Genomic DNA, 25,394 nt, shown 5'->3' with positions numbered 1-25,394 from the left:
GGGCGGGGTTCAGGCCACCATCTTCTCGCATTCGGCGGCGCAATCGAGGCAGGTCTGGGCGCATTTCTTCATGTGGTCGTCCGCCTCCGGGTGGTTGCCGCAGGAGTCGGCGCATTGGCGGCAGATCTCGGCGCATTCGCGGGCGAGATGCTTGCCGTGCTGCGACTCGCGAATCATGAAGTCGGCGGTGGTGGCGCAGATCTGCGCGCAATCCATCAAGATCCGGATATGGCCGACCTCGGCATGGCTGCCGCCTTTGGTAAGGCAGTGGATCACGCAATGCAGGCAGATGCGGTGGCATTCGAGGCATGCGCGGATGCAGGCGTCCATCACGGCTCTCCCTTCGGGGTGAAACCGTCTAACGAGCTTCCCAAGGGGGAAGGTTGCGCTCACCCCTCGCGTCGCCTGACCTGCGCTGCCCTGTATCAGGGGCCTCCTCGGCATGAGGGCATGGCCTCGGGAGGGGGCGGGAAGCCTTTTCTACTTCCGCAGCTCCATCGTGATCGGTCCCTCGCGCTCCCCGCGCGCGAACTGATCCACCATGGCGTTCCCGGTTTCGCCGAGCGTCGCGGCAGCGCCGGTCCAGATGATCCGGCCCTTGTGGATCATCGCCGCATCGTCGCCGATGCGGCGGGCACTGGCCATGTCATGGGTGATGGTGACGGCGGTGGCGCCGAGGCGGCGCACGCAATCGACGATCAGCCCGTCGATCACGGCGCCCATGATCGGATCGAGCCCAGTGGTGGGCTCGTCGAAGAAGATGATCCGGGGCTCGGAGGCGATGGCGCGCGCGAGGGCCACCCGCTTCTGCATGCCGCCCGAAAGCTCGGCTGGGGAAAGGGCACCGACGCTGGCATCGAGCCCGACGCCGGCGAGCGCCTCGGCCGCCTTGTCGCGCGCCTGCGCCCGGGTGATGCGCTTCTGGGCGAGCAGCTTGAAGCAGACATTCTCCCAGACCGGCAGGCTGTCGAAGAGCGCGCCATTCTGGAAGAGCATACCGGTGTGATCCAGCACCTCTTCGCGCTCGCGCGCGGACATGGCCAGCACGTCCCGCCCATTGATCTCGATCAGGCCGGAATCCGCCTCGATGAGGCCCAGGATGCATTTGATGGTGACGGACTTGCCCGAGCCGGAGCCGCCGAGGATGACCATGGAGCGGCCGGGCATGACGTCCAGGTCCACCCCATCCAGCACGGTCTTCGGCCCGAAGGACTTGCGCAGCTCCCGAAGACGGATTCGCGGGGTCATCGGGCGAAGAAGGCCTCGGTCAGCACATAGTCCAGGGCGAGGATAAGGATGGAGGAGGCGACCACCGCCGTGGTGGTGGCCGCGCCCACGCCCTGCGCGCCGCCGCGCGAGGTGTAGCCGCACCAGGTGCCCATCAGCGCCACGACGAAGCCGAAGACCGCCGCCTTCGCCAGCCCGCTGACCACGTCCATCACCTGCAGGAAGTCGAAGGTGGCCTTGAGATAGCCGGGACCGGAGAAGCCGAGCTTGAAAGTGCCGATCAGATAGCCGCCCATCACGCCCAGCACATCCGCCACGATCACCAGCAGCGGCATCGCCAGGGTAGCAGCCAGCAGCCGAGGGGCGACCAGGTACTTCATCGGATCGGTGGAAAGGGTGGTGAGGGCGTCGATCTGGTCGGTGACGCGCATGGTGCCGATCTCGGCGGCGAAGGCCGCGCCGATGCGGCCGGAGACCATCAGCCCTGCCAGCACCGGGCCCAGTTCCCGTGTGATGGAAAGGACGACGACATTGGCCACCGCCCCCTCCGCGCCGAAGCGGGAGAAGCCGGAATAGGATTGCAGCGCCAGCACCATGCCGGTGAAGACCGCGGTCAGCCCCACCACCGGCAGGGAGAAGTAGGCGACTTCGAGGAAGGCGCGGAGGAAGAGGCGCGGCTGGAAGGGCGGGCGCAGCACATGGCTCAACCCTTCCAGGGCGAAGAGCGCCACCGCGCCGATGGTGCGGCAGAGGTCGAGGGCGGCGCGGCCGAGGGCCGCCACCCAGTCCACCGGGGCCAGGGTCACGCGGCCGTCACATAGCTGCGGCGATAGCGGGAGCCCAGGGCGGTCAGCACCTCATAGCCGATGGTGCCGGCGCGGGCGGCGACGTCATCGGGGGAATTGCCTGGGCCAATCAGCTCGATCATCGAACCGGGCGTGATGGCGGGATGATCGGTCACGTCGAAGGTGGTGAGGTCCATGGATACCCGCCCGACAAGCGGAACCTCCTGCCAGTTGTGACGGCCAAGGGCGCGGCCGGACAGGGACCTCAGATAGCCATCGGCATAGCCCACGGCAACGGTGGCGATCCGGGAAGGGCGGCTGGCGACCCAGGTTGCGCCATAGCCCACCGGGGCGCCTGCCGGAATGTCCCGCACCTGGAGCACCGGAGCGGCGAGCCGCACCGTGGGGCGCATGGGGTTAGGCCGCTCCGCAATGGGGTTGAGGCCGTAGAGTGCGCAGCCAGGCCGGCCGAGATCCGAGGCGAAGTCATGCCCGAGGAAAAGCCCGGCGGAATTTGCGAAGGAGGCGGGGGCGGCGGGCAGGCGGGCGCGGGCGGCCGCGAAGCGGGCGGCCTGCTGGACATTGAGCGGGTCGGCAGGGGTGTCCGCGCAGGCCAGATGGGTCATGACGTAGCGGAGCTTCACCCCCTGGAGGAGCGAAGGGTCATCCGCCAGGGCATCGACATCGCGCGGGGAGAGGCCAAGGCGCGCCATGCCGGTGTCTATATGCAGCAGGACATCGCGGCCGGTGCTGGACCAGGCCGCGAGGTCGCCCGGCGTGTTCAGGACGGGGGTGAGGTCGTAATTCTCGTCCTCTCCGGGACGGAAGCCGTTCAGGACCACCACCATGGGACCCGGGCCGAGAGCGGTCCGCACCGCCACGCCTTCCTCCACATGGGCGACGAAGAAGTGGCGGCATCCGGCGGCGGCCAGGGCCGCCGAAACCTGCTTCGCGCCGAGGCCATAGGCATCGGCCTTCACCGCGGCCCCGAGATCGGTGCCGCCGGCTTCCGTATGGCGGGCGTGGAGAGCGGTCCAGTTGGCGGCGATGGCGTCGAGATCGACCGTCAGCAGCCCGGATCGTTCAGCCATAATCGTCCTGGTCGTGGGTCTGGTCGAGATCGCCGAAGCGGGTAAACTCGCCCTCGAAGAACAGGCGGATGGTGCCGGTGGGGCCGTGGCGCTGCTTGGCGATGATGAGCTCGGCCTTGTTGTGGGCCTGCTCCATATCCTTCTGCCACTTCTCCGACGCCTCGGAGAACTTCTCCTGGTTGTCGAAGGACAGCTCCTTCGGCATGCGCTGCGCGAGGTAGTACTCGTCGCGATAGACGAACATCACGACGTCGGCGTCCTGCTCGATCGAGCCGGATTCGCGGAGGTCGGCAAGCTGCGGCCGCTTGTCCTCGCGCTGCTCCACCTGGCGGGAGAGCTGGGAGAGGGCGATGACCGGAACGGACAGTTCCTTCGCGATCGCCTTCAGCCCCTGGGTGATCTGGCTGATCTCCTGCACCCGGTTCTCCGGCCGGGTGCCGGCGGCCGGGCGCATCAGCTGGAGATAGTCCACGATGATGAGGTTCAGCCCCCTGGTTCGCATCAGGCGCCGGCAACGCGTGCGCAGCGCCGAGATGGTGATGGCCGGGGTGTCGTCAATGAAGAGGGGCAGGGTGGCAAGCTCGCGGCTCACCTCCACGAATTTGTCGAAGTCGCGCTGGGCGATGTCGCCGCGGCGGATGCGGTCACCCGAGACGCGCGACTGTTCCGAAAGAATACGGGTGGCGAGCTGGTCGGCGCTCATTTCGAGAGAGAAAATGGCGACGCCGCCGCGGACCACCGCATTCGGGTCCTTCTCCAGCGCCTCCCGGATCACCGCCTTGGCGGCGCCGAAGCCGATCTTCACGGCCAGCGCCGTTTTGCCCATGGCGGGGCGCCCGGCGAGGATCAGAAGGTCCGACGGGTGCAGGCCACCGAGCTTGCTGTCCACGTCCCGCAGGCCGGTGGAGAGGCCGGAGACGCCGCCCGGGGTGCTGAAGGCGCGTGCCGCCAGCTCTACCGCCGCGGTCAGCGCCTTGTCGAAGCTGATCAGCCCGCCTTCCGAGCTGCCCTCGGTGGCCAGGTTGAACAGCGCCTGCTCGGCCGCCTCGAGCTGGGCCTTGCCGTCCAGCTCAGGCTCGGCGCCGAAGGCACGGTTGACCACCACCTCGCCGAGATCGACCAGCTGGCGGCGCAGGAAGCAGTCATGGATGACGCGGCCGTATTCGCCGGCATTGATGATGCCGACCATGGCCGTGAGAAGCTGCGTCAGATAGGCGGGGCCGCCCACCTCGTCGAGCACACCAGAGTGCTCGAACTCCGCGCGCAGCGTGACGACATCGGCCAACTGGCCCGCTTCGATCCGGCGCTGAATGGATTTGTAGATCCGGCCATGGATCGGGTCGGCGAAATGCTCGTCCGCCAGGAACTCCGAGACGCGTTCATAGGCCTTGTTGTTGGCCAGGAGCGCGCCCAGCAGCGCCTGCTCCGCCTCGGCATTCGAGGGGGGCAGGCGCTGGGAAAGGCCCAGCATCCCGCTGCCGGCCGGCTCTGCGAGGCTGTCGAAGGCGTTCATCGGGCCAGTCTAGCCCTCGGCGCGCTCCACGTCCTCTCTCACCGCACCGCGGGATCCTGTGGATGGCGGTGGATCATGTGGATATGTCGCCGCCCGCTCGGCATCGAACATGTAGTCGCGGGTCAGCGGCAGGGTGTCGACCTTGCGGGTCAGCTGGATCTGCCAGTTCATGTGGCCCCAGCGGCGGAAGGCGAGCTCCGACGCGGCCAGGTAGAACTCGAACATGCGGCAGAAGCGCTCGTCATAGAGCGACTTGATGGCATTGCGATTGGCGGCGAAGCGGGCCCGCCAATGGGCGATGGTCATGGCGTAGTGAAGGCGCAGGATCTCAATGTCGGTGATCCAGAGCCCGGCCTTCTCCACCGCCGGCACGACCTCCGACAAAGCGGGGGAATAGCCGCCGGGGAAGACGTACTTGGTGATCCAGGGATTGGTTGTGCTGGGCCCCTCGGACTGGCCGATGGCGTGGATCAGGGCCACGCCATCCTCTTTCAATGCGCGTTTCACCGTGCGGAAGAAGGCCGTGTAGTGGTTGATGCCCACATGCTCGAACATGCCGACGGAGACGATCCGGTCCATCGGCTGGTTCCAGCTGCGGTAATCCCTCAGCTCGAAGCGCACGCGATCCGAAAGGCCGGCCGCCTCGGCGCGAGCGCGTGACTCGGCGAGTTGCTCTTCGGAGAGGGTGAGACCGGTCACGCGGGCGCCGTGGTCGCGGGCCAGGGTCAGCGCCAGGCCGCCCCAGCCGGAGCCGATATCCAGCACTTCGAGATCGGGACGGTCCAGCTTCAGCTTGGAGGCGAGGTGGCGCTTCTTGAGCGTCTGCGCCTCCTCCAGCGTCTCCGTCCCGGTCGGGAAGTAGGCGCAGGAATACTGGCGGTCCGCATCGAGGAAGAGGGAATAGAGCGTCCCGTTCAGATCGTAGTGATGGGCAACGTTGCGGCGGCTGCGGCTGGCGGTGTTGAGGTCCATCAGCCGGCGGCTGACCCAGCGCACCCCTTCGTTGAGGCGCATGGCCGGAAGGCTGCTGCCCTCGGCCAGGTTGAGGATGAAAAGATCCAGCACGTCATAGATGGTGGAGCCATCGATCGGCTCGATGCTGCCATCCATGTAGCCCTCGCCGAAGGCGAGGGAGGGACTCCAGAGAAGGCGCCGGGTGATCTCTGGGGTCGTCAGCGCGAGGGCTGCGCTGGGTCCCGGGCGGGTTCCGCCGAGGATCCTGGTGGTGCCGTCCGGGTGGCGGAGCTTGAGGGTGCCTTGGCGGACGAGACGGGAGAGAAGGGAATCGATCAGCAAGGTCGGTCTCCTTGCTGGAAAGGCTGTGCCTCCGCGCCAGGGGGCGCAATCAGTCGAGGTGAACATCACGAAGGCGTGATGATCTGAATCGGGTTGAATAACGTCCAGAGATGAGAATGGCCGCCCCTTGTGGGAGGCGGCCATTCCTTACTCGCATGAACTCCGAGGCTACTCGGAGGCGGCGCCCAGCTCGGACAGCTCGGCGGCCAACTCGGCCTCGAGGCTGGCCTCCTCGGCCTCCTGCTCGGCGCGCAGGTCCTCGCCACGCGCCTGCTTCTCGGCTTCTTCCGGGGAGCGGGCGATGTTCACGATCACCGGGATAGAGACCTCCGGGTGCAGCGCGACGCGGACGGTGGTGAGGCCCAGCGTCTTGATCGGCTGCTCCAGGATGACCTGGTCGCGGGTGATTGTGAGGCCGGCTTCCTTCGTCGCGTCCGCGATGTCGCGGCCGGAGACGGAGCCGTAGAGCGCGCCGCTCTCGCCGGCGGAGCGGATCAGGACGACTGTGAGGCCCTCCATCCGCTCGGCCACGCGCTCGGCCTCCTCGCGCCGCTTGAGGTTCTGGGCCTCGAGCTGCGCGCGCTCCTGCTCGAAGCGGGCCAGGTTGCTCGCGGTCGCGCGGATGGCGCGGCCGGAGGGCAGCAGGAAGTTGCGGGCATAGCCGGGCTTCACCTTCACGGTGTCGCCCATCTGGCCAAGCTTCTCGACCCGCTGCATCAGGATGACGTCGATCATGGCGTGGCGCTCCCGATCAGTCGTTGATGACGTAGGGGAGCAGCGCCAGGAAGCGGGCGCGCTTGATGGCATTCGCCAGCTCGCGCTGCTTCTTGGCGGAGACCGCCGTGATGCGGGACGGCACGATCTTGCCGCGCTCGCTCAGGAAGCGGGACAGCAGGCGCACGTCCTTGTAGTCGATCTTCGGCGCGTTCGGGCCGGAGAAGGGGCAGGACTTGCGGCGGCGGTAGAAGGGCCGGCGGGCGCCGACGGCCGTGCGGCGCGCGGCGGGGGTCAGGTCAGTCGTGTCGGACATGAGATCTTACTCCTCGCCGCCATTGCCATCGAGGTCGTCGCGGGGGCGGGCGCGGAACTCCTCACGGTCGTCGCCACGCTCGCGGCCGCGGCCGGAGCTGAAGCGGCCGGCCGGACGGGGGCCGCGGAAGCCGCGGTCGCGCTCACGGTCGTCGCCGCGCTTGGCCAGGATGGCCGAGGGGGCGTCGTCGATCGTCTCGATCCGCAGGGTCATGTGGCGCAGCACGTCCTCGTGGAGGCCGAGCTGACGGGTGACCTCCTTCTCGGCGGCCGGCGCGCAGTCCAGGCCCAGCAGCATGTAGTGGGCCTTACGGTTCTTCTTGATCTTGTACGCGAGGCCACGGAGGCCCCAGTACTCGCGCTTGCGGACTTCGCCGCCGCTCTCGCCGATGATGGTGCCGACCTGGTCGGCGATGGCCTCGACCTGCGCCTGCGTCAGGTCGTTCCGTGCAATGAGCACGGTTTCATACAGTGGCATCTTTATCCCTTCGGATGTCTCAGCCCGGGCCGGCGCGGGATGCGATGGCGGAATGGGCATAGCCGCGCGCGATGCCTCGCGCCCGGCAGGGTGGCGGGGGCGTATAAGGGATCGTGGGGGAGGGAGCAAGCCATTGCTTGGAACGCGATGCCACCTCCTCCCGGCGCGGCGGCCGGCTTCGGGCTGGGGCGGGCCCTGGCGTTCCCCCCGTGCCATATCCTCTGCCGCCGCCCCATCCGCCTGTGCTAATCAGGGGCACCACGGCCCATGCGGGTCCGGGGAGGCGCGGATGGCGACCGGAAGCGAGTCCGGGCCGGGAAGCGGCCAGGGCAGGATGTGGGCGGCCGGCGAGGTCTACGAGCCCTATGTCGGGCGCTGGAGCCGCCTTGTCGCGGTGGAGTTCCTGAGCCGGCTCGGCGTGCCGGCTGGCGCGCGCTGGCTCGATGTCGGTTGCGGCACCGGTGCGCTCAGCGCCGCGATCGCCGGCCGCTATGCCCCGGCCTTCGTCCTGGGGGTGGACCCGTCGGAGGGCTTCCTGACCTACGCCCGCCGCCTGACGGACGGGCAAACCGAGTTCGTCCGGGGCGATGCCCAGGCGCTGCCGGTCGGCGACGCGGTTTTCCACGCCGTGGTCAGCGGCCTGGTGCTGAACTTCGTGCCGGATCAGGCGAGGGCCGCAGCGGAAATGCGGCGCGCCGCCCGCAAAGGTGCCAAGGTGGCAGCCTATGTCTGGGACTATGCCCAAGGCATGCAGATGATGCGTTGCTTCTGGGACGCGGCCGCCGCGCTGGACCCTGCAGGGGCAGGCGGCAAGGACGAGGCGCTGCGCTTCCAGCTTTGTCGACCGGACCCGCTGCGCGTGCTGTTCGAGGAGGCCGGGCTGCGCAAGGTGGAGGTGTCGGCGATCGAGGTGCCGACGGTGTTCCGCGACTTCGATGACTATTGGGCGCCATTCCTGGGCGGCCAGGCGCCCGCGCCGGCCTATTGCATGTCGCTTGCCGAGGACCGCCGCGCGGCACTGCGGGAGAGGCTTCGTGCCTTGCTGCCGGCGGAGCCCGACGGCAGCATCCACCTCTCGGCCCGGGCCTGGGCGGTGCAGGGAACCGCCTGAACAGGCAGCTCGTGCTTCAAATCTCCACCCAGCGCCGCAGCAGGTTGTGGTAGCCCGAGGTCATGGCCAGCACGCCGGGATGGTCATCCGGCAGATCCTGGCGCAGGGCGATGATTCCCATGTCCATGTCGTAGAGGAACTGGCGCTGGGCGTCGTCCTTCACCATGGACTGGGTCCAGAAGAAGGACCCCCAGCGGCTGCCGCGGGTAACCGGATTGACGTGGTGCAGGCTGGTGGAGGGATAGACCACCATGTCCCCCGCATCGAGCTTCACCTCCTGCGTGCCATAGGTGTCCTGCACCACCAGCTCGCCGCCGTCATACTCGCCCGGCGGGGTGAGGAAGAGGGTCGAGGAGACATCGGCCCGGATACGCTGGCCGGTGCCGGGGACGGCGCGGATGGCGTTGTCGACATGTGCCTGGAAGGTCATGCCCACGTCGTAGCGGTTGAACATGGGCGGCAACACGCGCAGCGGCAGGGCGGCGGTAGCGAAGATCGCGTTGCGGCCCAGGGCGAGCAGGACGAGGTCGCCCAGTTCCTTGCCTTCGGGTGAATCCACGGGGACCTGGAGGTTGAACTTCGCCTTGGCGGATTGCTCGCCGGCGGTGGACTTGCCGTCCACCCATGCCGCGGCTTCCAGCCGCTCGCGGCAATAGGCGACTTCGGTGGGCGTCAGGACCTGGGGGATGCGAACGAGCATCGGGGCGCTCCGGAGTGCAAAAAGATGCGGGCGGCGGGGTGGCATCCTGCCATCCCCGCCGCCCGCCGTCAGGCCGGGGCGCGGCTCGCGCGCCCCAAGGAAGTCAGGCCGTCAGAAGTCGGCGGCCAGGGAGACAAGCACGGTGCGGCCGGCGGACACCACCGCGCGGTTGCTGAACAGGGCTTCGTAGTTCGTGCGGTCGGTCAGGTTGTAGCCGTTCACCCGGACAGTCAGCTTGTCATTGAGCCGGTGCTGGATCATCGCATCGAAGCTGAAATTGGCCGGGACCTCGGCGGTGTTGTCGGCATTCAGGAAGACCTGGCTGCGCCAGGTGATGCCGGCGCCGAGCGTGACATTGTACGGCGTGTCACGCGCGATGTCGTAGGTGGTCCAGAGGGAAGCCGCGTGCTCCGGCACGTATTGCAGGCGCCGGCCGACATTGGCAGCGGTGGAGGATTCCGTCGTCTTGCTGTCGAGATAGGTGTAGGCGGCGTTGATGTTCCATTCCGGCGTGATGCGGCCGGTCACGCCGACCTCCACGCCGCGGATGCGCTGGCGGTCGCCCGACTGCACCACCGAGGTGGGGTCGTCCGGATCCTGCACGAAGGCATTGCCCTTCTCGGCCTGGAACAGCGCGGCGGTGAGGCCGAGGCGGTTGTCGAACAGGCCGATCTTGGCGCCGATCTCGTGGTTGGTGTTCCGCTCCGGCTCGAAGCCGCTGTTGAAGTTGGCGGCCGAGGCGGGGAAGGTCGTGAAGAAGGTCCCCGGCGGCGTCGTCGAGGTGGAGTAGGAGTAGTAGAAGGTCTGGTTTGGCGCCGGCTCGAAGATCACGCCAGCGCGGGGATCCCAGAAGTTGTCGCTGATGTTGAAGTTCTGGCTGGGGGCGGAGCCGGGCGTGCCCGCCTCGTAATCCAGGTTGAACTTCGTCCAGCGGAAGCCGCCGAAGACCGAGAGCTGCTGCGTCAGCCACAGGCGCTCGTTCAGGAACAGGCCGAGATTGGTCGATTCCGTCTGGCGCCGGTTATTGGCGGCGCCGGTGCCGAGCAGCAGCGCGTTGTTGGTCTCCGGCGTGAGAAGGTTCACGGTCGGGCGGGTAGGCAAGTAGGGGGAGGCGGTGCGGTCCACCGTCTCATGGGCGATGTCGATGCCGGCCGTCAGCTCGTGGCGCAGCGGACCGGTGGTGAAGCGGGCGGTGCCGGTGGTGATGTTCTGGATCGCCTCGTTCACCTGGTTGTAGGGCGCGTTGCTGCCGCCGCCATAGGCCAGGGTCGGGTTCAGGCCGCGGAACAACTGGCCGGAGCAGGAGGCGAGATAGGCGGTGCGCGTGGCGCCGGTACCGCAGGTGGCGGCGGTCAGCGCGGTGTCGCGGTCCACGCGCATCAGGCGGGTGTCGTTGTTGATGGTCAGCCCGTTGCCGAAGCTATGCGCGAAGCGCGCCGTCAGCCGGTCCACCGTGGTTTCGTCGCGGTCGTTCTCGATGCCGTAGAAGTTCGAGCGGCGCACGCCATGTTCCGAGGCGGGGCGGCCGATGGCTCCCAGGCCGCTATAGACGATCGGCATGCCGCTATCGACCGTGTGCCGGTCCTCGTAATGCAGGTATTCCACAGAGAAGGTGGTGGGGGTGCCGAGGCCGAAGGTGATGGAGGGGGCGACGCCCCAGCGGCGCGTGTCCTGGTCGTCGCGGTCCACCAGGCTGCTGCTCTGGCCCATGACGTTCAGGCGCATGGCGATGGTCTCGCTGATGCGCTGGTTGATGTCGGCGGTGAAGCGGGCGAAGGGGCCCATGCCGCCGGTGGCGACGGCGGAGTAGCGGTTCTCGAGGCTGGGCATGCGGCTGTTGATGTTGATGCCGCCGCCGATGGCGCTCGTGCCGATGGCGAAGCCGGAGGCGCCCTTCAGCACCTGCACGTCCTCATAGGTGAAGGCGTCGCGCACATAGGAGCCGAAGTCGCGCAGGCCATCGACCAACACGTCGTTCTGCGAGGAGAAGCCACGGATGCGGAACTGGTCGCCGGTGACGCCGCCATTGCCCTCGCCGATGGTGGAGGTGATGCCGGGGACGTTGCGCAGGGCCTGCTCAAGGGTTGTAACATTCTGTTCCCGCAGTACCTCCTGCGGCACGACGTTGATGGTCTGCGGCGTGTCCTGGATGGAGCCGGGAAGGCGGGTGTTGCCGGTGGGGGCCCGGAGCTGGTTGGCCGGGCGCGCGCCGGTGACCGACACTTCTGGCACGACGACCGGGGCGGCGGTATCGGCGGTCTGCGCGAGGGACATCGGCGCGAAGGCCATTCCGCCGGCCATGGCGGCACCGAGGCTCAGGCCAGCGACCAGCGCCGTATTTGGCGCCGACAGGCTCCGGTTGGTTGCGCGACTCATTGTCCGGTAATCCCCCACTGATACTGCTAATGAGAGTCGCTCTTAATTGCGGGGCTGGAGTCGCGTCAAGAATGCGTGTGATTCGCGGTTACCGAAGGAGTCACGGCGTTGCGGGTCGGCAACTTGCTGCCCTGGTTTGCCTTGTTCCTGCCGCTACGCGGCCTCGCTGGGCGTCCAGACGAGTACCTGTCCCGGCTTGGCCGGAGGAAGAGGAAGGGAAGTCCCTAATGTCTTGGCTTTCGCGTTTCGCGCTGATCGCCGGCTTGGTGGCCGGCATGGGTGGTCTCTCCGCGCCAGCCCAGGCGGCGCCGGCCTCAGCCGCGCCAATGCTGGGGGTGGCGACCCTCGGCAGCCAGGCGGACATGTTGCAGGAGGTGCGCTGGGTGCAGCGCTGCCGTCCGGTGGTGGTGCATCGCCGCGACCGGCGTGGCCGCCCCGTCAGGGTGGAGCGCCAGCAGTGCCGACGGGTGTGGGTGGGCCCGCCGCGCCGCGGCTACTAACGCCTCCGGTTGACAGTTCGGTGACGCCACCGCTACCCCGCCGCGCCACCGCGGGGTAGCGGTGCCCCCTTCGGTCAACAGGCAGGAAACGCGTCATTATGGCCCTTGCGCTCGTCTTTCCAGGCCAGGGGAGCCAGGCCGTCGGCATGGGCCGCGACCTCGCTACCGCCTTTCCCGCCGCGCGTGAGGTGTTCGAGGCAGTGGACGAGACGCTGAAGCAGCATCTCTCCCGCCTGATGTTCGAGGGGCCGGCCGAGGAGCTGACCCTCACCGCCAATGCCCAGCCGGCGCTGATGGCCGTCTCCCTCGCCGTGCTGCGGGTGCTGGAGACCGAGGGGGGCTTCGACCTCAAGTCCAAGGTGGCGCTGGTGGCCGGGCATTCGCTCGGCGAGTACAGCGCCCTGGCTGCCGCGCAGGCCTTCGACGTGCCGCAAGCGGCCCGGCTGCTGCGGCTGCGCGGGGATGCGATGCAGAAGGCGGTGCCGGCCGGCATTGGCGCCATGGCGGCCCTGCTGGGCGCCGAGATGGAGCAGGTCCGCGGGATTTGCGAGCGCGCCGCCACTGATCCTGTCACGGGGGAGACCCAGGTGGTCGAGGCCGCGAATGACAATGGCGGCGGGCAGGTGGTGATTTCCGGCCACAAGGCGGCGGTGGAGCGGGCGGTGGAACTCGCCAAGGCCGAGGGCATCCGCCGGGCCATGCTGCTGCCGGTTTCGGCGCCCTTCCACTCCCCTCTAATGGCACCCGCCGCGGATGCGATGGGTGAGGCGCTGGACCGCGACCCGCCCAAGGCTCCGGTCGTGCCGCTGGTGGCGAATGTGACGGCGGCCAAGGCCACCGATCCCGACATGATCCGCGACCTTCTGGTGCGCCAGGTGACCGGCACAGTGCGCTGGCGCGAATGCGTGTCCGCCATGGTCGCGATGGGCTGCGACACCTTCCTGGAGGTGGGCTCCGGCAAGGTGCTGACCGGGCTGATGAAGCGCAACGCGCCGGATGCGAGCGCCAGGGCCTGCGGCACGCCGGCCGAAATTGAGGCGGTGCTGAAGGCTCTGTGACCGCCGCCGTGACCCGTATCACCCTTGAGGAAGCCGCCGATCCCGAGGCGCAGGAGGCGGTCTGGTCGGGGCTGCGTGCCTATAACGAGCTGCACTCCGGCCCCGGCTCCTTTGACTCCCGCCCGTTGCGGGTGGTGCTGCGGGACGAGGCGGGCGCGCCGCTGGGCGGGCTGATCGGCCGCAGCTATGCCGGCTGGCTCTATGTGGAACTGTTCCATATCCCCGAGGCGCATCGCCGCGCCGGGCTGGGGCGGGAGATCCTCGCCATGGCCGAGCGCGAGGCGGCGGAGCGGGGCTGCATCGGGGTACGGCTGGAGACCATGTCCTTCCAGGCCCCCGGCTTCTACGCCCGGCTGGGCTATTCCGTGGTGGGGACGCTGCGCGACTTCCCGCCGGGCCACACCCGATTCACGCTTGCTAAGCGCCTCGACGGCGCGCCGCTGGAGGTATCCGCATGTTCGACCTGACCGGGAAGACCGCCCTCGTCACCGGAGCCACGGGGGGGATTGGCGCGGCCATCGCCCGGGCGATGCATGGCCAGGGGGCGAAGGTGGCCCTGACCGGCCGGCGCGAGGCGGAGCTGCAGTCCCTGGCCGCCGAGCTGGGGGAGCGCGCCTTCGTGGCCCCGGCGGACCTGTCCGACCCCGCCGCCCCCGCCATGCTGGTGGAGAAGGTGGAGGCCGAGTTCGGGGCACTGGACATCCTGGTAAACAATGCCGGGCTGACACGGGACGGGCTGGCGCTGCGCATGGGCGACAAGGACTGGTCCGACGTGATCGAGGTGGACCTGACCGCCCCCTTCCGTCTGGCCCGGGCCAGCCTGCGCGGGATGATGAAGCGCCGCAGCGGTCGGATCGTCTCGATCGCCTCCATCGTCGGCGTCACCGGCAATCCGGGGCAAGCGAACTATGCCGCGGCCAAGGCGGGGCTGATCGGGATGAGCAAGGCGCTGGCCCAGGAGGTCGCGCCTCGCGGCGTGACGGTGAACGTGGTGGCGCCCGGCTTCGTCAAGACGGCCATGACCGATGCGCTGAACGACGCGCAGAAGACGGCGCTGATGGGTCGCATCCCGATGGGTCGGATGGGCGCCTCGGAGGATATCGCAGCCGCGGTCGCGTACTTGGCGTCGGACGAGGCGGCCTGGGTGACGGGCGTGACCCTGCACGTCAACGGCGGCATGGCAATGATCTGAGGCCGCCGAAGCAGGGGCGGTGAGCCAAGGCGAAGGAGCGGGTCCTTGATCTGTGTTGCACGGGGCCCATCCTTCTGGGCATGTCCTCTCGTCTGGGCCGTGTCGGTCTAGGCCAGGAGAAACAGCCGTGCTAAGGCCCGCGCCCTGCGCTCGGGTCTGGTGCGATGATGCGTGCCCAGCGTCATAGAGATGGTTTTCGGCGGTCAACCGCCATCAGGAGAGAGCAAGCGCGATGAGCGAAACCGCCGAGAAGGTGAAGAAGATCGTGGTCGAGCACCTCGGCGTCGAGGAGGCCAAGGTGACCCCGGAGGCCTCCTTCATCGACGACCTGGGCGCCGACAGCCTGGACACGGTCGAACTGGTGATGGCCTTTGAGGAGGCTTTCGGCGTGGAGATCCCGGACGACGCGGCGGAGAAGATCACCACCGTCGGCGACGCGATCACCTATATCGACGCGCACAAGACGGCCTGAGAGGCCGCAGGCGGGCCGGTCCGTGACCGACCCGCCGTCCGTTAATGACGCGCAGGACGGTTTCGGGTGGTCCGGAGCCGTCCTCTCCGTATCGCCAGTGCGGGGCAGGCGCGGGAGGGAGTAGCGAGAGTGTTCGGTCAGCTCACGGCCCCGCGCCGCGTCGTCATCACCGGGATGGGCATCGCCTGCCCCCTGGGGCTCGGCGTGGAGAATGTCTGGAAGAAGATGCTAGCCGGTGAGTCCGGCATCACCGCCATCCAGGCCTTCGACGTCTCGAACCTGCCCGCCAAGATTGCCGGCACCGTACCGAATGGCACGAAGGCCGATGGCGGGCTGGACCTTGGGGAGTGGATCCCCATCAAGGACCAGAAGAAGATGGACCGCTTCATCCAGCTTGCGCTGGTGGCGGCCACGGAAGCGGTCGAGGATTCCGGCTGGGTGCCCGAGACGGAGGAGGATCGCCACGCCACCGGCGTGATGATCGGCTCTGGCATCGGCGGCCTCCAGACGATCTACGAGGCTTCCCTGCAGATCGCCGCAGGCAAGCACCGCCGGCTTTCGCCCTTCTTCATCCCTTCGGCGCTGATCAACCTCGCCTCGGGCCATGTCTCCATCAAGTATGGCTTCAAGGGGCCGAACCACTCGGTGGTGACGGCCTGCGCCACGGGCGTGCATGCGCTGGGCGATGCCGCGCGGCTGATCGCGCTCGGCGATGCCGATGTCATGGTGGCCGGCGGCGCCGAGGCGGCGGTGAGCGAGCTGGGCATGGCGGGCTTCGCCGCCTCCCGCGCCCTGTCCACCGGCTTCAACGACACGCCCGCCAAGGCGTCCCGCCCCTGGGACAAGGACCGCGACGGCTTCGTCATGGGCGAGGGCTCCGGCGTCGTGGTGCTCGAAGAATACGAGCATGCGAAGAAGCGCGGCGCGAAGATCTATGGTGAGGTGATCGGCTACGGCATGTCCGGTGACGCCTATCACATCACTGCCCCGGCCGAGGGCCATGAGGGCGCCTTCCGTGCCATGACCGCCTGCCTGAAGTCCGCCGGCATTGGCACGGGCGACATCCAGTACATCAACGCCCATGGCACCAGCACGCCGCTCGGCGACGATCTGGAGCTCGAGGCGGTGGAGCGGCTGTTCAAGGACGATGCCAAGAATGTCGCCATGTCCTCGACCAAGTCGGCGATCGGGCATCTGCTTGGCGCGGCCGGCGCGGTGGAGGCGATCTTCTCCCTGCTGGCGATCCGCGACGCCGTGGCGCCGCCGACGCTGAACCTGGACGAGCCGACCCATCCGTCGCCCATCGACCGGGTGGCGAACCAGGCGCAGCCGCGGAAGATCGAGGTGGCGCTGTCCAACTCCTTCGGCTTCGGCGGCACCAACGCCTCGATCCTGTTCAAGGCCGCCGCCTGAATTCCGGGCCGCTCCGCGCGGCCCAGCCCGACAGGAGCGGATCCCCACCGCGGTGATCCGTTCCGACGCCCAGTGCCATGGGGCCCGGGTGTAGAGACCCCTTCCGGGGGCCGCGGCCCCCGGGCATCGAAGGGACCGCCCGCCGATGAGTCGAGCGATCCGCATCCTGCTGGTCCTCGTGCTGCTGCTCGGCCTGACCGGGGGCGGGGCCTTTTTATATGCACGCCATGTCTATGAGCAGCCCGGCCCCCTAACGGCGCCGGCGCAGCTCGTGGTGCCACGCGGCGGCACGGAGGCGATTGGGGCGGCACTGCAGGAGGCCGGGGTGGTGGCCGATGGCAGGGCCTTCCTTGTCGCTGCCTGGGCCACTCGGGGACAGGGGGCGCTGCGGGCCGGAGAATTCGCCTTCCCGGCCGGGGCGTCGCTGGCGCAGGTACTGGATGTGCTGCGGACCGCGCGGCCGGTGCAGCGGCGGCTGACCATTCCCGAGGGGCTACTGGCCAAGCAGATCGCGGCGGTGATCGACCGGGCCGAGGGCTTGGTGGGCGAAACGCCGCCGATCGACGAGGGCGAACTGCTGCCCGAAACCTACACCTATCAATGGGGCGACACCCGCGCTGCCATCGTGCGCCGCGCCACCGCGGCCATGGAGAATGCTCTGCGCGAAGCCTGGGCCGCGCGCGCCCCGGACCTGCCCATCTCCTCCCCGCGCGAGGCGCTGGTGCTGGCGAGCATTGTGGAGCGGGAGACGGCGGTGGCGGTGGAGCGGCCGCGCGTCGCCTCGGTTTTCATCAACCGGCTGCGGCGGGGAATGCCGCTGCAATCCGATCCCACCGTCGCCTATGCCGCGGCTGATGGTGCGCCGCTGGAGCGTTCACTGACCCGGGCCGACCTGGACCGGGAGCATCCCTTCAACACTTACCGCAACCGGGGACTGACCCCGGGCCCGATCGCCTCCCCGGGCAAGGAGGCGCTGCGGGCGGTCACTCGGCCTGAGGCGACCGACCTTCTGTATTTCGTGGCCGATGGCAGCGGCGGACACGCCTTTGCCCGCACGCTGGAAGAGCACAACCGCAACGTGGCACGGTGGCGGGAGGTGGAGCGTAGCCGGGGAGCGCCCGCGCAGAACGGCGCCGCGCCGGCGGCGCCCATGCGGTGAGGCGCCGCGTCGCGCGGTTAACTTGAGCGCACCAGCGCTTTTGAAGGGCTGGCCGCTCTGGTGGCGGCTGCTGGTGATCTCCGCTTTCTGGGCCAGCGCCTTCCCGGTGGTGCGCCATGCCGCGCGTTCCATGCCGCCCTTCGCCCTGTCCTTTGGCCGGGGCGTGGTAGCCTGCATCGTCGTGCTGGGCGTCGCCTTCGCCACGGGCGCGTTCCGCGGGCTGCGGCTGGCCTTCTGGCGGCACGGGTTGGTGCTGGGCACGGTGAATGGCTGGCTGCCGAACTGCCTCACGGCCGTGGCGCTACTTTCGCTCGGCGCCGCCTCTGTGTCGCTGATCCAGTCCAGCACGCCGCTCTTCGTGGCGATGCTCGCCATGGCCTTCCTGCCGGCGGAGCGGCCGGGGCCGCGCACCCTGGCGGGGATGGCGCTCGGCTTCGTGGGGATTGCCATCGTGCTCGGGCCGCAGGCGCTCTCGGGCGCGGAAATGCTGGCCGGGGCGGTGATGCTGGTGGTGGCGCTCTCCTATGCGCTCGGCACTGTCTATGTGCGGCGGACGCGACCTGGCTCGGTGCTGGCGCTTTCCGCCGGGCAGCAGATGGGCGCGGCCATGGGAGCGGGGATGCTGAGCCTCAGCTTCGACCCGGTGGGGAGCTTCGACCAGCCCTGGCCGGTCTGGTTGTCCGTGGCCTGGGTGGGGCTGTTCGCCTCGGCCGTGCCGCTGACGCTGTTCCTTTGGCTGGTGCAGCGCGCGCGCGCCACGGATGCCGCGATGACGGGATACCTGCAGCCCGGTTTCGCCGCGATCTTCGCGGCGCTGCTGCTGGGGGAATTGCCGGAGCCGCGGGTGCTGCTGGGCGGGGTGGTGGTGCTGCTCGGGGTATGGCTGGCGACCAGCGGGGGCGAGCGGCGGGGCTGAGCCCAGCCGGCCCGGGTCAGGCGGGCACGCCGACGCGCTGGCGGCAGCGCATGAGCGGCTGGATGCGCTCCCCGAAGGCATCGATGCCTTCCAGGAAATCGTCGAAGGTCAGCATCACGCCGGCCAGCCCAGGCACTTCGGAATACTCGTCCAGCATACGTGCCACCGAGGCATAGGAACCCACCAGCGTACCCATGTTCAGGTTGATGGCGCCTTCGGGCAGGGCATATTGCCGCACATTGGTGTCGCCGCCGGACCGCGTATCGGCGGCGGCCTGATCGGCCATCCAGGAGAGGGCCTCCCGGTCGGCGCCGTCCTGGTAGTGCTTCCATTTCGCCATGGCTGCCTCGTCGGTCTCGGCGGCGATGACCATGATGAGGGCCAGCGAGCCGACCTTGCGCCCGGTCTGTGCTGCCACGGCCTGCACACGGGCTGTCACCGGGGCGAGGGCCTTTGGGGTGTTGATCCCCTGGCCCAGGCAGAAGTTGTAGTCAGCGTATTTCGCCATGAACTCCAGCCCGGCCTGGCTCTGCCCGGCGCAGACGATGGGGATGCCCTGTTGCGGCATGGGGAGCAGGCGGCAGTCGTCCATCTGGAAGTAGTCGCCCCGGAAGTCAGACTTGCCCGTTGCCCAGAGTTCCTGGGCGATCTGCGCGTATTCCGAGAGGTGGTCGTAGCGGCGGCTGAAATGCTCGTCGCCCGGCCAGAGGCCCATCTGGGAGTATTCCGGCCGCTGCCAGCCGGTGATGAGGTTCACGCCGAAGCGTCCCGGCGCGATGGAATCGATGGTGACGGCCATGCGGGCCATGATGGCTGGGGGCAGCACCAGGGAAGCGGCGGTGGCGAAGAGGCGGATGCGGTCCGTCACGGCCGCCAGCCCGGCCATCAGCGTGAAGGACTCGAGGTTGTAGTCCCAGAACGCGGTCTTTCCGCCGAAGCCGCGAAGCTTGATCATCGAAAGCAGGAAGTCGAGCCCGTGATGCTCGGCTTTCTGCGCGATTTTCTTGTTCAGCGCGAAGCTCGGCTTGTACTGCGGCGCATTGGCGGAGATCAGCCAGCCGTTGTTTCCAATCGGGATGAAGACGCCAACTTCCATGCCGCTCTGTCCTCTCGAAGATCGCCGGGGCTGCGGGAGCGGAGCAAGTCCCGTTCCAGACCGGCGGAACCGGGCGATGCCGGGAGACATGTTCACATGATTTCTGGCGCTGTGTGGCGTTCTATGCCGAGCGCAGAGGTTTTCCTTGGAGGAAAGCGACACGGGCGTGGCCGAGGGCCTTCCAGCGGAACCCTGGCCTCCCCATACAAGCGGGTAGATTACAAAAAGGACATGTTCTCGCCGTGGAAACTGAGGTGTTCATTGCCCTTCTTGCCCTGATCGGGATGGAGGTTGTCCTCGGTATCGACAACCTCGTCTTCATCGCGATCCTTACGAACCGCCTGCCGGTGGACCGGCGACGGTCTGCCAGGCTGATCGGCCTTGGCCTGGCGGTCATTCTGCGCCTCGTCATGCTCGCCGGGGTGGGCTGGCTCATCACCCTCACCCAACCGCTCGTCACCGTCCTGGGGATGGATTTCTCCGGCAAGGACATGATCATGATCGCGGGCGGGCTGTTCCTCATCGGCAAGGCGGTGATGGAAATCCACCACCGGGTGGACCCTGAATCGCAGGCGCATTCCCAGGCGGCGAATGCCGTGACGGCCGGCTTCGGCACCACCGTGGTTCAGATCATCCTGATCGACCTGGTCTTCAGCGTGGACAGCATCCTGGCGGCCGTCGGGCTGACCCAGGTGATGTGGGTGATCGTGGTGGCGATCCTCGTATCGGTCACGGTCATGCTGCTATCGATGGATGCGCTCTCCAACTTCATGGAGAAGAACCCGACCGTGGTGATGCTGGCCCTCGCCTTCCTGGTGATGATCGGCATGGTGCTGCTGGGCGAAGGCTTCGGCTTCCATGTGCCGAAGGGCTTTGTCTATGTCGCCATGGCCTTCGCCGCCGGTGTGGAGGGGCTGAACATCTGGGCGCGGCGGTCGCATGTGCGGCGCACCGTGAGCCCGACCAGCTCCACGGTCGCGGCCCCGGGGCAGGCTTCGCTCACCCAGGCGGCGGCGATGGAGGCTGCGCTGGATCCGCCGGTGCGGAATCAGGCGGGGCGGCCTTCGCGGGAAGCCGGCTGAGCCAGGCGGGCGGCAGCGCGCCCATCAGGCGCGCTGCCGCATAGATGGGCCAGGGATAGATGATTCTGGCCTTGCCGCGCGCGATGCCCGCGAGGGTGCGGCGCGCGGCTTCCGCCGGCTCCATCAGCATTGGCATGGGGAACTGGTTCGGCGCGGTCATCGGCGTGCGGATGAAGCCGGGGCAGACGGCATAGAGGCGGATCCCGTCCTGCCGGGCGGTGGCGTCGGTGGCTTCGACCCAGCGCTGCAGCGCGGCTTTGGAGGCGGCGTAGGCCGGAGCGCCTGGTGAGGCGACGAAGGCGGCGATTGAGGCGATGGCGGCGACCTGGCCACGGAGGCCGTGCGGGCCCTGCGGCTGGGCGCGCATCATCTCCAGCGCGGGCAACATCGTGTTCAGGGCGCCGGTGAGATTCACGGCGAAGATGCGGGCGACCTGTTCGGGCGCTTCCCTGGTGCCGCCCGTGCCGGCGGAAGTGCCGGCATTGGCAATGAGCAGGTCCAGCCCGCCCATGCCGCGGACCCAGGCGGCGGCGGCCTCTGCATCGGTGACGTCGAAGACCGCCTCGATGACGCTGGCGCCCGCCCCGCGGCAGGCGGCGGCGGTGACAGCGAGGCGGGCAGCGTCACGGCCAGCCAGGTGAAGAATCCTGCCCGGCGTGGCGAGTTCCTGCGCCAGGGCGGCGCCAAGGCCGGAGGAGGCGCCGGTGATGGCCACGCGGGTCCATGGCCAGCTGTTGCCGGTGCCTTGCATCGCGCCGTCTCCCGCCGCAGAAGGCCGCGCATGCCCATCCGATCCATGACCGGCTTCTCGCGCGCCACCGGCACGATGCCGGATGGTACCCCCTTCACCTGGGAACTCCGCAGCGTCAACGGGCGCGGGTTGGATGTGCGCCTGCGGCTGCCGCCGGGCATGGACGTGCTGGAGACGCCCCTGCGGGAGGCGGCCGGTGCCCGTTTCTCGCGCGGCAATGTCACGGCCAACCTCACGGTGAAGCGGGAGGAACGGGCGCCGAAGCTGGTACTGGACCAGGCGGCGCTGGAACGGGCAATGGCGCTGGTGCGGGAGTTGGCGGAGCGCATGCCCGGGGCGGCCGCGCCGCGGCCTGAGGCGGTGCTGGCCCTGCCGGGCGTGCTGCGGACCGAGATCGAGGTGCCGGATGAGGGCGCGGAAGCTGCACGGCGCGCGGCGGTGACCGAGGGCTTCGGGCAGGCCCTGGCCGATCTGTTCACCGCGCGGGCGGCTGAGGGCGCGCGGCTTCAGGCTATCCTGGCGACGCTCCTGGACGAGATCGCGGCGTTGCGGGAGCAGGCGGTGGTGGAGGCGGCGCGGCAGCCGGAAGCGCATCGGGCGCGGCTCTCCGCCGCCCTGGCCGAGTTGCTGGACGGGGAGCGGCGCGTGCCGGAGGAGCGCCTAGCGGCGGAGGTGGCACTGCTCGCCGCACGGTCCGACGTGCGCGAGGAGTTGGACCGGTTGGGCGCGCATGTGGAGGCTGCGCGCGCCCTGCTGGCGGAGACGACGCCGATCGGGCGGAAGCTCGAGTTCCTGACGCAGGAGTTCGGGCGCGAATCGAACACACTGGGCGCGAAATCGGGCAGCATGGCGCTGACGCGCATCTCACTGGAGCTGAAAGCGGCCATCGAGCGGCTGCGCGAGCAGGCGGCGAACGTGGAATGACAACGTCAATGAAGCGGCGCGGTCTTTGCCTGGTTCTCGTGGCGCCTTCCGGGGCGGGGAAGACAAGTGTTTCGCGCGCGCTGCTGGAGCGGGAGGAGGCGCTGTCCCTTTCCATCTCCGCCACCACGCGCCTGGCACGGCCGGGTGAGGTGCATGGGGTGCACTACCATTTCCACACCCTCGAGGAATTCGAGGCGATGGAGGCCGCGGGGCTGCTGCTCGAGAGCGCGCATGTCTATGGCAAGCGCTACGGCACGCCGCGCGCCCCGGTGGAAGCGGCGCTGGCCGAGGGGCGGGACGTGCTCTTCGACGTGGACTGGCAGGGGCATCTGCTGCTGCGGGCGGCGATGCCGGAGGATGTGGTGGGCATTTTCCTGCTGCCGCCCTCCATCGCGGAGCTGGAGCGGCGGCTGCGCGCGCGCGGCACGGACAGCGAGGAGGAGATCATCCGCCGCATGGGCAAGGCGCGGGACGACGCCTCGCACTGGCGCGAATTCGATCATGTGTTGATCAACACCGATTTCGCGGAGACGGTGGACACGGTCGGCACCATCCTGCGGGCGGCGCGGACGGCGCGGTCGCGCAATCCCTGGCTCGGGGATTTCGTGGCTAGGATGGGATAACGCCGTGCTCGGCGTGCTGGGACTCGTCGCGCCGGTCTTCCTGCTGATCGCCATGGGCTATGTCGCCGGGGTGCGGCGCCTGATCTCGGATGAGGGGCTGCGGGGGATCAACGACTTCGCCTTTTGGCTCTGCGCGCCTTCCCTGCTTTTCGTCTCGGCGGCGCTGGGCGGGGGTGTCGCGCATGGCGGGCGGCTGGAGCTGGCGTTCTTCTCCGGCGTGCTGATCATCTATGGCGTGTCGCTGCTGCTATCGCGCCTAGTGGCGGGAAGGGGGCTCGCGGAATCGGGGTTGTTCGCCCTCAACTGCTCCTTCGGCAACACGCTGATGATGGGCGTGCCCGTGGCCCTGGCCGCCTTCGGCCCGGCGGGGATCCCGCCCGCCACCGCGATCGTCGGGCTCTATTCCCTGGTGCTTCTGCCGCTGACGACGGTGGTGGCGGAGATGGGAATGAGCGCGGGGGCCTCGCTGCGGCGGGTGCTGGGGACAACGCTGCGCTCGGTTCTGCGGAACCCCATCGTCATGGCGGTGGTGCTGGGCAATCTCTGGGCGTTTTTCGGGCTGCCGGTGCCCGGCTTCGCGCGGCGGTTGCTGGAGCTGCTGGGGGGCGGGACGAGCCCCCTGCTGCTGTTCTGCCTCGGCGCCTCGCTGCGGGATTTCCAGGTCCGGCGGGACTGGCTGGATGCGGCGACGATCGGCGCGCTGAAGCTCTTGCTGTTGCCGCTGGCGGTGTTCGGGCTTGGACGGCTGCTGGCGCTGCCGCCGCTGGAGCTTGCCGTAGCGGTGATCATGGCGGCCATGCCGACGGGGGCGAATGCCTTCCTGATGTCGCGCCGCTACGCGCTGGGGATGGAGCGGTCGGGGGCGGCAGTGCTGCTGGGCACCATGGCCTCCGTGATCACGCTGACCCTGTTGCTGGGCTGGATAACCCAGGCTGGCGACCTCGCGCCGTGAAGCCCGCCGCCCTTGGGGGCGGCGGGGGAAGCCCGGCAGGCGACGTCGCGGTCGGGTCAGTGCAGGCGGAACTCGCCTTCCGCATAGGTGAACTCGGCAGGCTTCCACAGGGCGGCGGAGGCGACCCGCACGGAATGGAGCGGGCCCTCGATATCCCTGCGCCAGAACTCCAGGAAACCGTGCAACTCGGGGAAGCCCGGAGCGCGGTCGATCTTCTGCCAGATGAAGCTCTGCAGGACCGTGGGATGGTCCGGCAGGTGGTACAAGATCTCGGCGGTGGTCAGATGCCAGTCGGGGATGCGGACGACGTGCTCAATACCCCGCAGATGCATGTCCTTTCCTCCTCAGCCAGACGGCACGGGCGCCGCCTGGGGCGAATGGTGCCACGCAAAATCAACAGCGGAAGACAAAAATTGTTGCATATCAATGCTTTGGCACTCTACGCATGAGAGTGCTGCCGGGCTTGACGGGATAGGGGGTGATCCCCTAGATCGCTAGCACTCGCTGGAAGTGAGTGCCAAAAGCACTTCAGGCCGGCCGGGTTCAACCCAAGATCAAGGCTCAGGAGAGGACCGTATGACGAAGTTCCGTCCCCTGCACGACCGCGTTCTCGTCCGTCGCGTGACGGCCGAAGAGAAGAGCGCTGGCGGCATCATCATCCCCGACACCGCCAAGGAAAAGCCCCAGGAGGGTGAGGTCGTGGCGGTTGGCGCCGGCGCCCGCAACGAGCAGGGCCAGATCGTCGCCCTGGACGTGAAGGCCGGCGACCGCATCCTGTTCGGCAAGTGGTCCGGCACCGAGGTGAAGCTCGATGGCGAGGAGCTCCTGATCATGAAGGAGTCCGACATCATGGGCATCGTCGAGAAGACTGCCACGACCGCCAAGGCCGCCTGAGCAAGAACGAGAGACAGGAGAACACATAGATGGCTGCTAAGGACGTTAAGTTCGGCGCCAATGCCCGCGAGCGCATGCTGCGCGGCGTGGACATCCTGGCCGATGCCGTGAAGGTCACGCTGGGCCCGAAGGGCCGCAACGTGGTGCTCGACAAGAGCTTCGGCGCGCCGCGGATCACCAAGGACGGCGTGACCGTCGCCAAGGAGATCGAGCTGGCCGACAAGTTCGAGAACATGGGCGCGCAGATGGTGCGCGAAGTGGCCTCGAAGCAGAACGACCTGGCCGGTGACGGCACCACCACCGCGACCGTGCTGGCCCAGGCCATCATCCGCGAGGGTGCGAAGGCGGTTGCCGCCGGCCTGAACCCAATGGATCTGAAGCGCGGCGTCGACAAGGCCGTGGCCGTGATCGTGGCTGACCTGAAGGCCAAGACCCGCAAGATCACCACCTCCGCCGAGGTCGCTCAGGTCGGTTCTCTGTCCGCCAACGGCGAGACTGAGATCGGCGAGATGATCGCCCAGGCGATGGAGAAGGTCGGCAACGAGGGTGTCATCACGGTCGAGGAAGCCAAGAGCATCCAGACCGAGCTCGACGTCGTCGAGGGCATGCAGTTCGACCGCGGCTACGTCTCCCCGTATTTCATCACGAATGCGGAGAAGATGATTGCCGAGCTCGAGAACCCGTACATCCTGATCCACGAGAAGAAGCTCTCCCAGCTGCAGCCGATGCTGCCGCTGCTGGAAGCCGTCGTGCAGT

General features: G+C 68.4%; 29 protein-coding genes. 15 read left to right on the top strand and 14 right to left on the bottom strand.

Going from position 1 to position 25,394, the window contains the following annotated elements:
• Positions 1 to 9: 9 nt before the first annotated feature.
• The 9 genes from GSE44_RS11855 to rpsF all read right to left on the bottom strand — a co-directional run bounded on the left by GSE44_RS11855 (position 10) and on the right by rpsF (position 7,419).
• Positions 10 to 330: a four-helix bundle copper-binding protein gene (locus tag GSE44_RS11855; protein WP_159349026.1), complete on the bottom strand. Its 321-nt coding sequence runs from the start codon at positions 328 to 330 to the stop codon at positions 10 to 12.
• Between the two features lie 150 nt (positions 331 to 480).
• Positions 481 to 1,248: an ABC transporter ATP-binding protein gene (locus GSE44_RS11850; protein ID WP_159349024.1), complete on the bottom strand. Its 768-nt coding sequence runs from the start codon at positions 1,246 to 1,248 to the stop codon at positions 481 to 483.
• The gene (locus GSE44_RS11845; RefSeq protein ID WP_159349021.1) at positions 1,245 to 2,033 is read right to left on the bottom strand and encodes an MlaE family ABC transporter permease; all 789 of its coding nucleotides are present in this window, start codon (positions 2,031 to 2,033) and stop codon (positions 1,245 to 1,247) included. The genes GSE44_RS11850 and GSE44_RS11845 overlap by 4 nt, the downstream gene beginning before the upstream one ends.
• Positions 2,030 to 3,103, bottom strand: coding sequence for an alanine racemase (gene alr, locus GSE44_RS11840; protein WP_159349019.1), 1,074 nt, complete (start codon positions 3,101 to 3,103; stop codon positions 2,030 to 2,032). Before alr ends, GSE44_RS11845 begins: the two co-directional genes overlap by 4 nt.
• Positions 3,096 to 4,616: a replicative DNA helicase gene (locus GSE44_RS11835; protein WP_159349017.1), complete on the bottom strand. Its 1,521-nt coding sequence runs from the start codon at positions 4,614 to 4,616 to the stop codon at positions 3,096 to 3,098. The genes alr and GSE44_RS11835 overlap by 8 nt, the downstream gene beginning before the upstream one ends.
• Positions 4,617 to 4,625: 9 nt before the next feature.
• Positions 4,626 to 5,912: an SAM-dependent methyltransferase gene (locus tag GSE44_RS11830; protein ID WP_235924739.1), complete on the bottom strand. Its 1,287-nt coding sequence runs from the start codon at positions 5,910 to 5,912 to the stop codon at positions 4,626 to 4,628.
• Between the two features lie 168 nt (positions 5,913 to 6,080).
• Complete coding sequence (gene rplI / locus GSE44_RS11825) at positions 6,081 to 6,647, bottom strand: 50S ribosomal protein L9 (RefSeq protein WP_159349013.1); 567 nt, start codon at positions 6,645 to 6,647, stop codon at positions 6,081 to 6,083.
• Positions 6,648 to 6,663: 16 nt separating this feature from the next.
• Positions 6,664 to 6,942, bottom strand: a complete 279-nt coding sequence (gene rpsR / locus GSE44_RS11820) for a 30S ribosomal protein S18 (RefSeq protein ID WP_159349011.1) — start codon at positions 6,940 to 6,942, stop codon at positions 6,664 to 6,666.
• 6 nt (positions 6,943 to 6,948) lie between these two features.
• On the bottom strand, positions 6,949 to 7,419 hold the full coding sequence (gene rpsF / locus GSE44_RS11815) for a 30S ribosomal protein S6 (protein ID WP_159349009.1): 471 nt from the start codon (positions 7,417 to 7,419) through the stop codon (positions 6,949 to 6,951).
• Between the two features lie 289 nt (positions 7,420 to 7,708).
• Here rpsF and GSE44_RS11810 point away from each other — a divergent pair, with 289 nt between their 5' ends.
• The gene (locus GSE44_RS11810) at positions 7,709 to 8,530 is read left to right on the top strand and encodes a class I SAM-dependent methyltransferase (protein ID WP_201306044.1); all 822 of its coding nucleotides are present in this window, start codon (positions 7,709 to 7,711) and stop codon (positions 8,528 to 8,530) included.
• Between the two features lie 16 nt (positions 8,531 to 8,546).
• Here GSE44_RS11810 and GSE44_RS11805 read toward each other — a convergent pair whose 3' ends face one another.
• Positions 8,547 to 9,230, bottom strand: a complete 684-nt coding sequence (locus GSE44_RS11805) for a Fe2+-dependent dioxygenase (RefSeq protein ID WP_159349007.1) — start codon at positions 9,228 to 9,230, stop codon at positions 8,547 to 8,549.
• Positions 9,231 to 9,341: 111 nt separating this feature from the next.
• Positions 9,342 to 11,606, bottom strand: coding sequence for a TonB-dependent receptor (locus tag GSE44_RS11800; RefSeq protein ID WP_159349006.1), 2,265 nt, complete (start codon positions 11,604 to 11,606; stop codon positions 9,342 to 9,344).
• Between the two features lie 227 nt (positions 11,607 to 11,833).
• Between GSE44_RS11800 and GSE44_RS11795 the strand changes: the two genes are divergently transcribed.
• From GSE44_RS11795 to GSE44_RS11760, 8 genes are all read left to right on the top strand, one after another.
• On the top strand, positions 11,834 to 12,106 hold the full coding sequence (locus GSE44_RS11795) for a hypothetical protein (RefSeq protein ID WP_159349005.1): 273 nt from the start codon (positions 11,834 to 11,836) through the stop codon (positions 12,104 to 12,106).
• 98 nt (positions 12,107 to 12,204) lie between these two features.
• Positions 12,205 to 13,164, top strand: a complete 960-nt coding sequence (fabD, locus tag GSE44_RS11790) for an ACP S-malonyltransferase (protein ID WP_159349004.1) — start codon at positions 12,205 to 12,207, stop codon at positions 13,162 to 13,164.
• An 8-nt stretch (positions 13,165 to 13,172) separates the two neighbouring features.
• On the top strand, positions 13,173 to 13,631 hold the full coding sequence (locus tag GSE44_RS11785) for a GNAT family N-acetyltransferase (protein ID WP_159349003.1): 459 nt from the start codon (positions 13,173 to 13,175) through the stop codon (positions 13,629 to 13,631).
• Complete coding sequence (gene fabG, locus GSE44_RS11780; RefSeq protein ID WP_159349001.1) at positions 13,619 to 14,356, top strand: 3-oxoacyl-[acyl-carrier-protein] reductase; 738 nt, start codon at positions 13,619 to 13,621, stop codon at positions 14,354 to 14,356. The genes GSE44_RS11785 and fabG overlap by 13 nt, the downstream gene beginning before the upstream one ends.
• 232 nt (positions 14,357 to 14,588) lie before the next feature.
• On the top strand, positions 14,589 to 14,828 hold the full coding sequence (locus GSE44_RS11775; protein ID WP_043830727.1) for an acyl carrier protein: 240 nt from the start codon (positions 14,589 to 14,591) through the stop codon (positions 14,826 to 14,828).
• A 129-nt stretch (positions 14,829 to 14,957) separates the two neighbouring features.
• Positions 14,958 to 16,241: a beta-ketoacyl-ACP synthase II gene (gene fabF / locus GSE44_RS11770; protein ID WP_159349000.1), complete on the top strand. Its 1,284-nt coding sequence runs from the start codon at positions 14,958 to 14,960 to the stop codon at positions 16,239 to 16,241.
• Between the two features lie 145 nt (positions 16,242 to 16,386).
• A complete protein-coding gene (mltG, locus tag GSE44_RS11765; RefSeq protein ID WP_159348999.1) occupies positions 16,387 to 17,400 on the top strand; it encodes an endolytic transglycosylase MltG in 1,014 nt (337 codons plus the stop codon).
• A gap of 22 nt (positions 17,401 to 17,422) precedes the next feature.
• Positions 17,423 to 18,316, top strand: a complete 894-nt coding sequence (locus GSE44_RS11760; protein ID WP_159348998.1) for a DMT family transporter — start codon at positions 17,423 to 17,425, stop codon at positions 18,314 to 18,316.
• A gap of 16 nt (positions 18,317 to 18,332) precedes the next feature.
• On the opposite strand, the gene rutA is transcribed toward GSE44_RS11760, so the two are convergent.
• Complete coding sequence (gene rutA / locus GSE44_RS11755; RefSeq protein WP_159348997.1) at positions 18,333 to 19,412, bottom strand: pyrimidine utilization protein A; 1,080 nt, start codon at positions 19,410 to 19,412, stop codon at positions 18,333 to 18,335.
• A 254-nt stretch (positions 19,413 to 19,666) separates the two neighbouring features.
• Between rutA and GSE44_RS11750 the strand changes: the two genes are divergently transcribed.
• Complete coding sequence (locus GSE44_RS11750; RefSeq protein WP_235924738.1) at positions 19,667 to 20,494, top strand: TerC family protein; 828 nt, start codon at positions 19,667 to 19,669, stop codon at positions 20,492 to 20,494.
• Here GSE44_RS11750 and GSE44_RS11745 read toward each other — a convergent pair.
• Entirely contained in the window at positions 20,412 to 21,245 is an 834-nt protein-coding gene (locus GSE44_RS11745; protein ID WP_159348994.1) for an SDR family NAD(P)-dependent oxidoreductase, read from the bottom strand. The genes GSE44_RS11750 and GSE44_RS11745 overlap by 83 nt on opposite strands.
• Before the next feature lie 30 nt (positions 21,246 to 21,275).
• On the opposite strand from GSE44_RS11745, the gene GSE44_RS11740 reads away from it, so the two are divergent.
• From GSE44_RS11740 to GSE44_RS11730, 3 genes are read left to right on the top strand one after another with little or no spacing between them, the layout of a single operon-like run.
• Positions 21,276 to 22,169, top strand: coding sequence for a YicC/YloC family endoribonuclease (locus tag GSE44_RS11740; RefSeq protein ID WP_159348993.1), 894 nt, complete (start codon positions 21,276 to 21,278; stop codon positions 22,167 to 22,169).
• Entirely contained in the window at positions 22,166 to 22,792 is a 627-nt protein-coding gene (gene gmk / locus GSE44_RS11735) for a guanylate kinase (protein ID WP_159348992.1), read from the top strand. Before GSE44_RS11740 ends, gmk begins: the two co-directional genes overlap by 4 nt.
• Before the next feature lie 4 nt (positions 22,793 to 22,796).
• On the top strand, positions 22,797 to 23,744 hold the full coding sequence (locus GSE44_RS11730; protein WP_159348991.1) for an AEC family transporter: 948 nt from the start codon (positions 22,797 to 22,799) through the stop codon (positions 23,742 to 23,744).
• A 56-nt stretch (positions 23,745 to 23,800) separates the two neighbouring features.
• On the opposite strand, the gene GSE44_RS11725 is transcribed toward GSE44_RS11730, so the two are convergent.
• Positions 23,801 to 24,076 (bottom strand): Usg-like family protein, encoded by a 276-nt coding sequence (locus GSE44_RS11725; RefSeq protein ID WP_201306043.1) that lies wholly within the window; start codon positions 24,074 to 24,076, stop codon positions 23,801 to 23,803.
• Between the two features lie 244 nt (positions 24,077 to 24,320).
• Between GSE44_RS11725 and groES the strand changes: the two genes are divergently transcribed.
• Both groES and groEL read left to right on the top strand, forming a co-directional pair.
• Positions 24,321 to 24,638 (top strand): co-chaperone GroES, encoded by a 318-nt coding sequence (gene groES / locus GSE44_RS11720; protein WP_159348990.1) that lies wholly within the window; start codon positions 24,321 to 24,323, stop codon positions 24,636 to 24,638.
• Positions 24,639 to 24,667: 29 nt separating this feature from the next.
• On the top strand, positions 24,668 to 25,394 hold a 727-nt coding region (gene groEL, locus GSE44_RS11715; RefSeq protein WP_159348989.1), incomplete at its 3' end, for a chaperonin GroEL.

Source organism: Muricoccus harenae, assembly GCF_009848505.1.
GTDB lineage: Bacteria > Pseudomonadota > Alphaproteobacteria > Acetobacterales > Acetobacteraceae > Roseomonas > Roseomonas harenae.
The sequence above is the reverse complement of the archived record's forward strand: the minus strand, read 5'-3'. Positions and strand labels throughout refer to the sequence as shown.